Genomic DNA, 12,080 nt, shown 5'->3' with positions numbered 1-12,080 from the left:
ACTGCACCAGAGATGATGTTGTTTCCGTAAATCAAGGAACCTGCAACAGGTTCACGGATACCATCGATGTCTACTGGGGGAGCAGCGATGAAGGCGATTACGAAGCAAGCGGTAGCCGCTAGCAAGGTGGGGATCATTACTACGCCGAACCAACCGATGTAGATCCGGTTGTTGGTGCTGGTGATCCATTCGCAGAATCGATCCCATACGTTGGCGCTTTCGCGACGTTGTAAGGTTGCTGTCATGGTTTTATGATTGCGGTTATTTATGAATCAGGCGGTAAAGTCTTTGCCTGTGAAACTACTTTACACTGCTTTACAATTTTTAATCAAGTTTTATTACTTCAGTAAACCTGATAACTCATATCAGGTTTGCTTATTGAAGCGTTGTATTTTAGTGTTTGCGGTTGTTCCAAATACAGTGAACACAGAATTTAGATATGTTTACTCTGGTGTTAGCGCTGAAAAGATAAAATAGATAAGGAACATTGTTGTTATCGACTCTGAATAAAGAGTTGATATGGATTAGTACCAAAATTAGGAGGGAAAGTGTGACATGACAATTACTCTAAATCACACCATAGTGCCCGTACATGACAAAGAAGCATCGGCGAGGTTCTTTGCAAAAATTTTCGGTTTAGAGGTCGAGCTTCCCGTTGGTCACTTTGCTGCTGTGCATATAAATGATGCATTAACGCTTGATTTCGCCGATGCTGAAGCGTTCGAGCCACATCATTATGCGTTCCATGTCAGTGATAAAGAATTTGATGCAATTTTTGCACGCATCAAAGAGGCAGGTATTGAATACAGTAGCGACCCCATGCATCAGAATAAAGGACAAATTAACCACTGGAATGAAGGTCGTGGCTTCTATTTCTATGACTCTGATGGCCACAACTTAGAATTGTTAACCCGTGCATAGATTTTTGACATCAGGTCAATGCATTACTTCTTGACTAAAAAATATGCTGTGGCATAGTCTGGTAATTGGCTGATATTCTGCCCAAATTCTTTTTTATTCTGAAAAATACCTGCCAAAAAATCGAGCTGATAAAGATTGGGTAAAAATGCTCCGCCTGTATCGGCGATGACTCCCATTTGCAGATGTTTGCGACCACCTTGAGTATGCTCAATCACAATCACTTTACCTAAACCGATATTTAAAACATCTCCAGCAAAAGTAACTCCGGGTTTGATAGAAATTTTTGCATCTATTTTGTATCCATAGCCTTTAATAGCATCAACTTCTCTAAAATACCAATAACGCTTTTGTGCTGTTGCCTTTAATCCACGGATATAAGCTATTCCATTGTTTCTATCTACATTAAAAAATGCCTTATAACCATCTGTAAAATTAATCAGGATTGTTCCTTCCATAATTGCTTCTTCTAAGCCATTTCTGGTTAGATAAGCAAGAGTTGTAACTTTTCCAAATTCTCGACCACCTGGTTCATAAATACCAGACAAAACATCTTGCTTTGTGTATCGAGTGTAAAACTTATCGTTATTAGAGTTGTCTTTTAAGCTATAAATTGGTATATTAAAAGTAGAGGTTTTCTTGCGGGAACCAGGGTGAGTAAATACAGCATATTTGGTAATTCGTAATTGTTTTTGCTGTTTACTTTTGGGGTTGTAGGCAGACCATTGAATGACTCGAAAATTGGTATTAATAAATTTAGAGTCTTGTAAACGAGTAGCCCGATTATGAGCAATATCCTCCTTCAGAACAGCAATCATGAAATTCAAAGTTTTGAGGACATCTGCTACAGTAACTCCTTGAGTAGCAAGCACTCCTGTACGCATAATATCTGGGTCTTCTGAAGCATAATCTTGAAAATATTTTCTAGTATTAACGAGAACGGTTAATAAATCTCCTTGATTGAACTTAACCTTACTATTTGGTAGTTTTCCTGGAGTAGCAATCTGGCTGCCATTAATGTTAAATTTATATTTTTTGAACTCATCAACAACTGGATAGGGTGCAGATGCTGCTAACAAATTCTGTCGAGATGAAAAAGCATTTTGAAACCTTGAGGTAAGTTGATCGGCAGCTTGATTTGAGGTCAGAGAAATCTGTGATTGAAGTAGGGTAGAATTTTCTTGTTGAGTAAATGACTGATTTTGTTGAGCTAGTTGTTTAGTTTTTGACTTGGTATATAGATGACTACTTGCTAAACTGACAAGTAATAAGGCAGTACAACCTATTGTGAAGTTAATTTTTTTGCTAAATAACATATTCTCTAATGCTAAATAATTAACGTTATGTTTCTATCACCTCACGCACTAACTGCGCCAACTTTTCGGCACTATCAGGAACTGCGATCGCTTTTGCTTTTTCCCCCATCTTTGCTAACTCTTGCGGTGACTGCAATAAATTCAACACATTATTTTGCAATGCTTCAGTCGTCAACTCAGATTGTTTCAACGTTAACGCTGCACCCGATGAAGTAAATACGTCTGCATTATAAGATTGATGGTCTTCTGCGGCAAAGGGGTAAGGAATCAAAATCGCTGGCGTTCCACACACTGCCAATTCTGTTAAGCTACCTGCGCCAGAACGACTTATAGCCAAAGAAGCGCGTTGCAACAACGCTGCCATATTGTTGTAAAAAGGTAAGGCTATGTACTGTGGATGTTTGAGACTATCTGCTTCCGGATCGCGATCGCCAGTTAAATGTACTACATAAATACCAGCATCAAACCAAACTTTTGCAGATTCACGCACCAACTTATTGATTGCAATTGCACCCTGGCTACCTCCAAAAACAACAATTAAAGGAACACCATCAGGAATAGCTAAATCCAGTGATGCATTAATTGTCCCATCAAGAAATTGCGCTCTTACGGGAGTACCAACACAGACATTTTTGGCACGAGGTAAATACTTAGCAGCTACTTCAAATCCCAAGGCTACCGCACTACACCAAGGGCCAAAAAAGCGAGTTACTTTACCAGGTAAGGCGTTAGATTCGTGGAAAATCACGGGTAAACCGAGAGAACGCGCCGCAATGACGGCTGGCCCGGCAATGTAACCCCCTGTGGTAAACACCCCTTGAAAATTTCCCTGTTTGAGAATTCCTCTGACTTCTAGAATCGAAAGGGCGAGTTTACCCAAAATGCGAATCGAGGAAAGTCCAAACCCTTGCTGAAACCCTTCAACTGCAATAGTATTCAAGGGATACTGTTTGGGGACAAGTTGAGTTTCTAGGCGATCGGGTACTCCCAGCCATTCTATTTGATAATCTGGAAGTTTTTGTGCCAGGGCGATCGCTGGAAACAAATGTCCACCAGTCCCACTGGCAGCTATTAATAATCGTATCGGTGCGTTTGCCATCAAACCTCTACCGTTTAGCGTCTAGCTTAACTAAGATAAAACAATTTGCTTACTTTCTCTAATCAAATCAGTAAACTCTTACCAATGACTAACATTATTACCGCCTTAGTGAGACGCCAACTCAAATTTCCAGCAAATATCTGGCTGGTTTCGTTCCTGCTGACTATTGGTTTAACAAGTGGTTGGCAAAGAACTCAGGCAACGACACCACAGCAATTATCTCAAGTCACTACGCCCCAAAATGCACCAGCCGCTCTGAAAAACCTGTTGACACAAGTTGATAGTGCTGCTAGCCGAGGCGATGTCAAAGGGGTGTTGCAATTCTACAGCCCCAATTTCACTCATGGGGATGGATTAAACCTCCAAACCCTGGAAAAGTCTTTAACTTCACTTTGGCAACGATATCCGAAATTGCAATACAGCACGAAACTGCTATCTTCAAAACCTGAAGCCAATGGGATTATTGCTGAAACAGAAACAAAGATAACTGGCTTACCCTCTGGTAACGGTAATAAGTTAGCTCTCAATGCCACGATTAAATCACGTCAGCGCATTGAAGGTGGAAAAATAGTCCGCCAAGACATTTTGTCAGAACGCACCCTACTAACTTCTGGCAGCAACCCGCCTCAAATAGATATTAAATTACCACAGCAAGTGCAAGTCGGTCAGAAGTATAATTTTGATGCGATCGTTCAACAGCCACTTGGTGATGATTTTTTACTAGGAACGGCGTTAGAAGAATCTATCCAACCAAATAAATTTCTTAACCCTACACCCGTGGATTTAGAATTACTGACATCTGGTGGACTGTTTAAAGTAGGACAAGCACCATCTACCCCAGGTAGCCAATGGGTTTCTGCTGTCATCCTGCGAGGTAATGGGATGACGATGGTAACTCAGCGCCTGCAAGTGGTGAAGAAGTAGTTAAGAGCAAAGCCGGAGACACTCCGTCTCCGGTTAGGAGTTAGTGCGCTAGCGGTAGCGTACTGAAAATCTGGATAAAGCATTACTTTTAAGACATTTTCGTGAGATAAGCTCTCTGTCAGTAACTTGCTAAATTGTTAAATTGTATATTTAAATTAACACTGGACTCTTGACTTTTGACTAACAATGATTTCCCTACAAAATCAAATTATTTTGATCACAGGCGCAAGTAGTGGTATTGGTACTGCTTGTGCAAAAATCTTTGCTGGTGCAGGTGCAAAACTGATTTTAGCAGCACGACGGTTAGAACGTTTGCAGCAGCTAGCAGATACTCTTAGTAAAGATTTTAGTACTGAAATTCATTTACTACAACTAGATGTGCGCGATCGCAATGCTGTTGAATCTGCCATTGCTACTCTACCCTCTGCCTGGTCTGACATCAACATTCTCATTAATAATGCTGGTTTGAGTCGTGGTTTAGACAAGTTGCACGAAGGCAGCTTTCAAGACTGGGAAGACATGATTGATACTAACGTTAAGGGTTTACTTTACGTCTCTCGCTATGTCGTTCCGAGAATGGTAAGTCGCGATCGCGGTCATGTGGTAAATTTAGGTTCCATCGCCGGACATCAAACCTATCCCGGTGGCAATGTCTACTGTGCTACCAAAGCTGCTGTGAGAGCAATTTCTGAAGGTTTAAAACAAGACCTGTTGGGTACTCGAATCCGTGTAACTTCCGTTGATCCTGGTATGGTAGAAACGGAATTTAGCGAGGTACGCTTTCACGGAAATACTGAACGCGCCAACAAAGTCTACCAGGGAGTTACACCCCTAACAGCAGATGATGTGGCTGATGTGATATTTTTCTGTGTGACGCGATCGCCCCATGTCAATATTAATGAAGTTGTGCTAATGCCTGTTGACCAAGCTAGCGCTACCCTAGTTAATCGACGAACATAAAAGTAACCCATCTCATACGATTCTAAAAAAGCTTACCCCTTTCACTTACTCTACTCAAGAGACATTTGGTAGAAAAAATGTAGAGAGGTAGCAGTGCTACCTCTCTACAAGGGTTCTGGATAACGCATATTTAATTTCACCAGATATCTAAAGTTTTACAGTTTATGTTTCAGTTTACGTCTAGAGAGTTTGTTAAGGCTTTACCTACTCAGCTAGAGTGAAATTGATATATAAAAGAGCAATTTTCAAATGACCATTTACTTTTATAAGGTTTGGCAGCCTTATGGCTGTTTTTCTAACTTTTCTCTCCACAGAATCCACATTGAGGGTGCTTACTGGCCAACGGTTGAGCATTATTATCAAGCGCAAAAGTTTGTAGGCAGCACAGATGCGGCAATTATACCTCTCATCCATGCTGCCGCCACCCCAGAAGAAGCTGCCACTTTGGGAAGATGTAGTACTCGCCAACTCCGACGAGACTGGGATTTGGTCAAAACTCAAATTATGCGAGAAGCTGTACTCAAAAAGTTTCTCACTCACACCGATATCAGAGAAGTTCTCCTGAAGACAGGTGATGAGATTTTGGTTGAAAACTCCCCAACCGATTCTTTTTGGGGCTGTGGTGCTAATAAAAGCGGTCAAAACCATCTCGGTAAAACTCTCATGAGTGTGCGTGAAGAAATTCGTAATTTACTATCTTTAACAGTAATTTACGAATAATTTAATCAAAATAGTTACATTTTACATAAAGTCAGCAATTAAACGGGGAATAGTCAAATTCCCCAGCCCAAAATATTTTAAAAACTTACTAATAATTTAGTTGTTGCTTTGAATAAATTTTAATTAATTGAATTAATGGCAAAAACGTTAAAAAAATATTTTTAATTTCAAGAAATTATTCCATATCTAAATTAAGTAAAATTACTGGAATAGTTTAATGATTGAGAATATAAAATTAGTAAATGTCAATGATTAAAAATTTCTTAACTTTAAACTTGAGATGAGACTTGAAAAGTATTTAATGATACAGCGGTTTTATATCTCCCTAAATCCACTTTATAAGGGCTACAGGGAACAAGCAAAATATCTGTTACTTTTCAAACATCCTCTAATCCATTTCCAAAAATATTTGTAACACATGTATGCCCTTAGCAACGCATTAGTAGCAAGAATTTCTTGAAATAGGATAAAAATCAAAGCATTGTAAGTTGAAAATTCTGATCAGGGACAAATATATAAAAAATTATACTTCCATCATGGTGTATACAAGCAATGACACGTAGGGATAAACCAAACGAGTTGCAGGAAACCTTTGATCAAGAAAGTTTACTGCACCGGATGACAAAACAGATCAGGCGATCGCTCGACCTTCAAGAGATATTAACGACTACTGTTAGCGAAGTGCGTTTATTTTTGGGTGCAGATCGGGTGAAAGTGTATCGCTTTGATGCTGATGGTAGTGGTGAAGTCATTACAGAATCTATTCATGAGCAACGTCTGCCATCTTTATTGGGTCAACGCTTCCCAGCTGATGATATTCCAGAAGCCGCCAGAGAGATGTTTTTGTTAGCCGGGCAACGTTCGATTGTCGATGTCGCAAATGAGAAGATCGGGCTATCGCCTCTACAGTCAAAAGAAACTGGCAAACGTCTAGAAACTAATATCTACTATCGCCAAGCAGACCAGTGCCATATTCAATACCTAAAAGCAATGGGCGTACAGTCTTCGTTGGTAGTACCAATTTTAGATTGCGACCCACAAGAACCGTCAGCAAAGCCTAAATTGTGGGGATTGTTGGTAGTTCACCACAGTGAACCGCAAAAGATTTTGAAGCGAGAACTAAAAGTATTGCAGCAAGTTGCTGACCAGGTAGCGATCGCGATCGCTCAAAGTAATTTACTCACTGAAGCCCAAGCCAAGCAAAAGCGAGAAGCTACTATTAATCGAGTCACCACACTATTGCATAAACTGCCGACAATCCAATTACAAGGAGCACTAGAAGAAGTTATTACTGCTTTCTGTGGAGTCGGTGGCAGACTTTACATTGCAGAGAGTCAAGAACTATACACCTGGGGCGACCAACCGACACTCTCCTACGAGTTAGATAACAGTATTATCGAACAGCATTCCATCTGGCAAAAGTGGATGGCTGAGTTTCAACAAGGTAATATTTGGGCAACTACTGACCTTTACAAAGAACCACGTTTGCGAATTTTGGCTTTAGCATTCCGTTCTACTCAAATTCGCGGACTCATGGTGATTCCGCTACATTACCGCGAAAAATTTATCGGTGTATTAAGTATTTTCCGCTCGGAATTTGAAACAGAAATTTTGTGGGCGGGGCGATGCGAACAAAATCGGCGACAACTTTTACCCCAGCTTTCTTTTGAGGTTTGGCGAGAGCAGAAAAAAGGGCAAGCACCTGAGTGGAAGTTGGAAGACATTTTATTAGGGCAAGCTTTATACGATCATTTCTCAATGGCTATTCAGCAGCAGCAAATGTATAAACAGGTACAATCCCTGAATACCAATTTAGAACTGCGGGTGCAAGAGCAAACTGCTGAACTCGAAAAATCATTAATGTTTACCAAAGTAATCAAGCAAGTCACAGAGCATATTCGCCGCACATTAGACTTGCAAGCAACCCTGCAATCCATCGTTCGGGAAGTCCGTCCTCTGCTAAATTCAGACCGAGTGTTGATTTTCTACCTCAAGACTAAATCGGTGATTGTAGAAGAGATTAATGGCAATTGGCAGTCAGTTTTGGGAGTGAATCCACCGCCGGAATGCTTTCCTGATGAGTATACCCATCTATACTGTCAAGGTAGGGTACGAGCAATTAATAACCTTTCAACAACTTCTTTAAGTGATTGTCATCGAGAGTTTTTGCAAAGTTTGCAAGTGCAAGCAAACTTAATAGTTCCGATTAATATGGGTATGGAACTATGGGGCCTACTAATTGCCCATGAGTGTGAGGCTCCCAGAAATTGGCAGGATACAGAAATTGATTTATTGCAGCAGGTGGCAGATCAGGCTGCGATCGCTATTCAACAAGCACAACTCTACGAACAAACCTCTGAGGCCGAAACTGAAGCCAGAAATCAAGCTGCTCAGTTAGAGCATACCCTACACGAACTCCAAGAAACACAGACAAGATTGATTCAGACTGAAAAAATGTCCGGCTTAGGACAGTTGGTGGCGGGTGTCGCCCACGAAATCAACAACCCCGTTAACTTTATTTACGGTAATCTGTGCCACGCCAGTGACTACACCGAACAACTGCTAGAAATTTTACGTCTCTACCAGCTACACTATCCCCATCCCGATAGTGAAATTAAAGCCGCGATCAAAGCGATCGATTTTGAATTTTTGGTAGAAGACCTCCCAAAAATCATGACCTCAATGCAAGTAGGAACCGAGCGCATCCGCTCGATAGTGCTATCGTTACGCAATTTTTCTCGCTTGGATGAGGCTGAAAACAAGCGTGTTGATCTGCATGAAGGCATTGACAACACCTTGTTAATTTTGCAACATCGGCTGAAAGGAAATGCTGAATTACCACGCATTGAGATAATTAAAGATTATGGCAATATCCCACTGGTGGAATGCTATGCCGGCCAAATGAATCAAGTTTTTATGAATATTTTCAGCAATGCCATAGATGCTCTGGAAGTAGGAATTAGAGAGTGGCATCAGAGTGACAAGGAGAAGAACTCATGCCAAATTCCAACTATCGAGATTTCCACTAAAGTCTCAACAGACAACTCTCGTCTGTTAATTCGGATTACTGACAATGGGCCCGGAATGAATGAAGACGTGAAAAAGCGAATTTTTGACCCGTTTTACACTACCAAGCCTGTAGGCAAGGGTACAGGATTGGGACTAGCAATCAGCTATCAGATTATTGTCGAAAAACATGGGGGAATAATGGAGTGTATTTCAGAACCTGGCAAAGGTACAGAGTTCTGGATTGAGATTCCCATTAAGCCTCCAGCTAAAATAGTTAACTAACAATAGGAAGTGGGGGATGAGGACACAGGCGAAGAATCACTATTAGTTATTGACCAATGTTCAATTGTCAGTTTCAAAACTTAAAAATTGACTCAGTAATTTTTAAATTCATCCAAAAGGTCGATGAGAATTTTATTAACAATAGACTAGACAAAATATCTCTCAGTTATCCAGAGTATGCAATATATTGAATTTGATAAAAAATAATTTAAAAGTAAAGTTTAGTTGCAAAACAAATTCCCTCAAATAGGGAAAATTAGGGGGCACTGTCGCTGATTTTCATTACTTGTTTACAAAAGCAATGAAAGTTAGTACATCCCTGGCTAGGATAAACAAGAAGAGGACATAGTTCAGCGAGTAGAGGTTTGGATGTTGTTATGTTTAAAGAGAAGTCTGAAATAGTGACTCCTCTGGGTGTAAGATTATACGAAGTTGAATAGCGAAAAATAGTTGAAATAGCGCCTTATGTCAATAATTGCGCTCAGAGCGTGGTATTTACAGGATTATGAGCCGATTCCAGAATTGGAAAAACGTGCCCCAGACATTCGTTTAAGCAAAAAAAGCCTGCTGAAATCAGCATTGCGAGCAGACTTTTTGGAAGACAGTGACGAAGTTAAGACATCAACTTGGTTTGGGCGCTATTTGGAAGGGGAAAATATTGAATTTTATATTGAAGGTAGTGGCGGCTATTGCGTCTCTAACATTGACTTAATTAGTCATGAAATTTATTTTACCAAGCAGGCGGTGTTAGCTCAGTTAGAACCAACGATTTTTTTATCCTATCAAACTGAGTATGTTGCAGCGACGAATATTCTTAAAGAAGAACTGCGAAAAAGTTTGGACAATTTAAACTTGCGATCGCGTCTTCCCCTAACATTAGTAGAATCCTCTCGTCCTAGCGGTGCTACTTTCCGAATTAACCGCACAATCATGCGGAAAATCCGTAAGAGTTTGTTATTTATAGCTGACACCACACCTATTGCTAGTATTGATGGTAAAGAAACGCCCCAGTTAATTGCCAGTCCGAATGTTTGTATTGAGATTGGTTATGCCATCCAAAGTAAGCGCTCTGAACAGATTCTACTAGCGCAAATGCAACGCCCAGATTTTGAAGGTGAATTTCCTTTCGACTTACCGACACAGCAAATTTTGCAATTTCAAGACACTACAGAACTGAATAAAATATTGACAGAGACCATTAAAAACCAGCTAGCACGATTCAAATTATTTTTTTGAGCAAGATAATACAAGATAATACTTACTTACCAAAAATCAAACTATAGCAATCCTAAAACATTCGTGAGTTTTTTGGAATTATTTCTTTTTATCCTTATCTAGTTTTTATTGGATAGCTTGGCGACAAAAGTCTGGTGGATGATCCTTAGTGGACAATTCTTCTTTCATTGTCTTAGTGACACGCCAATTCACTTGCTCAGTCAATGGTTCATCACCTTTTCTTTTTCCAGGTTCTAAATTTTCAGGAGTTCCTCTAGGGTTAGGCATTGTTAAGAGATGTAAATATAGATTGAATCGATTGCTAGCAATCGATTATGCACACTCAAGAAAAACTGCTAGCTTTGCATAAAGCAAAAATGTATTTAGAGTTAGCACCTGGATTATTGAGTAAATAAGTTAATTCTTTAAGCAGTACTGCAAGACCGTTTAAAGGGTCTTTTTTTTGTGAATACCTTAATAAGTATTATTTAATACAAATTAATATAACTTACGCAAAAATCGCCCAAAAGCTTAATTTGTCGAACCGCCAAGACGCCAACTCTACCAGAGGCTCCGCCAACGCGCAGCGTCTGGTAGAGAAGAACGCCAAGAATTCGTAGAGTGTGCGTAAGTCCTAATTAATTATGTTTAAATGCTGAAAGTAGGGTATTTGAGCATTAGATGAGCATTTTAGAGAGAACAAAGGCTGAAAGTATTATTATTGCTTTGACTAAAATAAACGAACAGGTTTACTTTGCAGCTTGGAACTAATTGAGCTTACCCGATCGACCACAGAAATCATGTACTTGTAATCTGGTACTTGTCCATTGGTTACGTATCCTACTTCTTGAGCTAAACCAGAAGGTGAATCACTCATCACTTTGCGGATAAACTCTTGACGGTTACGTTCTACATTCGGCCCAATCAAGACCACACCTAATGGTACATAGTGAGGGTCTTTAAATAATATGCGAAATTCAGTTGGGGCCAACTGTGAACTGTAGAGACTTAATTCCGCCTCCGATACGGCACAGGCGATCGCTTTTCCTTGAGCCACCAATTCTAGCGCGGCTTTGGGTGTGGGTGCAAATATTATCTCAGCTAGTGTTGTACCATAAAGATTGTAAAGAGGAAAATAATATCCTGTTGCTGAACCTAGCTGTCCGAAAGCCACTGTTTTACCTTGTAGCTGTTTCAAGTCGGTTAGCGGATTATCTTTGCGAACAACGAAGATAGAACGCAAATTACTAATACCTATTAAAGGAAATAGGGGAACATATTGGTAGCGTGCGATCGCAATAGCCGCTAAACCAGGTGGAGCAAATACCAATGACCAAGCACGAGCCTCAAGACGCTCAACCGCTCTATTTTCATTAAAAACAGGCTCTAGCTGAATATATGAGTTCGTTTTCTCGCCTAAGTAACTATTAAATTTAGCATATTGGTTAATGATCTGTTCGCCTCCACCATAGTTGATCGCACCAATAGTTAACGCGCCCTCAAACTCCTTTCGTGGTTGGCAGGCAGCAAATGTCAAACCTAGCAGATTAAACAGAAAGAAACGACGGGGAAATCGCACAAACATCACTAATTATGGTTAAGGAAATAACTTGGCTTTCAAGACTAATTTAGATAAG

10 protein-coding genes and 1 pseudogene are annotated in these 12,080 nt (G+C 40.1%); 6 read left to right on the top strand and 5 right to left on the bottom strand.

From position 1 onward, the window contains the following. Nucleotides 1–245: pseudogene (locus V7L12_RS08820) on the bottom strand (photosystem II q(b) protein); the annotation flags it as partial. Between the two features lie 310 nt (nt 246–555). On the opposite strand from V7L12_RS08820, the gene V7L12_RS08815 reads away from it, so the two are divergent. Beyond that, nucleotides 556–921, top strand: a complete 366-nt coding sequence (locus V7L12_RS08815; protein WP_335083928.1) for a VOC family protein — start codon at nt 556–558, stop codon at nt 919–921. Between the two features lie 23 nt (nt 922–944). Here V7L12_RS08815 and V7L12_RS08810 read toward each other — a convergent pair whose 3' ends face one another. Both V7L12_RS08810 and murG read right to left on the bottom strand, forming a co-directional pair. Further along, a complete protein-coding gene (locus V7L12_RS08810; RefSeq protein WP_335083926.1) occupies nt 945–2,234 on the bottom strand; it encodes a hypothetical protein in 1,290 nt (429 codons plus the stop codon). Nucleotides 2,235–2,259: 25 nt separating this feature from the next. Beyond that, nucleotides 2,260–3,333, bottom strand: coding sequence for an undecaprenyldiphospho-muramoylpentapeptide beta-N-acetylglucosaminyltransferase (gene murG, locus V7L12_RS08805; RefSeq protein WP_335083924.1), 1,074 nt, complete (start codon nt 3,331–3,333; stop codon nt 2,260–2,262). An 84-nt stretch (nt 3,334–3,417) separates the two neighbouring features. Here murG and V7L12_RS08800 point away from each other — a divergent pair, with 84 nt between their 5' ends. From V7L12_RS08800 to V7L12_RS08780, 5 genes are all read left to right on the top strand, one after another. Beyond that, entirely contained in the window at nt 3,418–4,257 is an 840-nt protein-coding gene (locus V7L12_RS08800) for a nuclear transport factor 2 family protein (RefSeq protein ID WP_335083922.1), read from the top strand. Between the two features lie 186 nt (nt 4,258–4,443). Continuing rightward, nucleotides 4,444–5,217: an SDR family oxidoreductase gene (locus V7L12_RS08795; protein WP_335083920.1), complete on the top strand. Its 774-nt coding sequence runs from the start codon at nt 4,444–4,446 to the stop codon at nt 5,215–5,217. A gap of 249 nt (nt 5,218–5,466) precedes the next feature. Beyond that, the gene (locus V7L12_RS08790; RefSeq protein ID WP_334821859.1) at nt 5,467–5,937 is read left to right on the top strand and encodes an NADAR family protein; all 471 of its coding nucleotides are present in this window, start codon (nt 5,467–5,469) and stop codon (nt 5,935–5,937) included. Nucleotides 5,938–6,489: 552 nt separating this feature from the next. Next, complete coding sequence (locus V7L12_RS08785) at nt 6,490–9,228, top strand: GAF domain-containing sensor histidine kinase (RefSeq protein WP_335083918.1); 2,739 nt, start codon at nt 6,490–6,492, stop codon at nt 9,226–9,228. A 465-nt stretch (nt 9,229–9,693) separates the two neighbouring features. Further along, complete coding sequence (locus V7L12_RS08780; RefSeq protein WP_335083913.1) at nt 9,694–10,464, top strand: hypothetical protein; 771 nt, start codon at nt 9,694–9,696, stop codon at nt 10,462–10,464. A gap of 105 nt (nt 10,465–10,569) precedes the next feature. On the opposite strand, the gene V7L12_RS08775 is transcribed toward V7L12_RS08780, so the two are convergent. Together V7L12_RS08775 and V7L12_RS08770 are read right to left on the bottom strand one after the other, a co-directional pair. After that, nucleotides 10,570–10,731, bottom strand: a complete 162-nt coding sequence (locus V7L12_RS08775; protein ID WP_335083912.1) for a hypothetical protein — start codon at nt 10,729–10,731, stop codon at nt 10,570–10,572. A 442-nt stretch (nt 10,732–11,173) separates the two neighbouring features. Continuing rightward, complete coding sequence (locus V7L12_RS08770; protein WP_335083910.1) at nt 11,174–12,028, bottom strand: phosphate/phosphite/phosphonate ABC transporter substrate-binding protein; 855 nt, start codon at nt 12,026–12,028, stop codon at nt 11,174–11,176. Between the last annotated feature and the right edge of the window lie 52 nt (nt 12,029–12,080).

The sequence above is a fragment of the Nostoc sp. genome, from assembly GCF_036918245.1.
Lineage (GTDB): Bacteria > Cyanobacteriota > Cyanobacteriia > Cyanobacteriales > Nostocaceae > Nostoc.
This window is presented reverse-complemented; position numbering and strand designations above follow the sequence as displayed.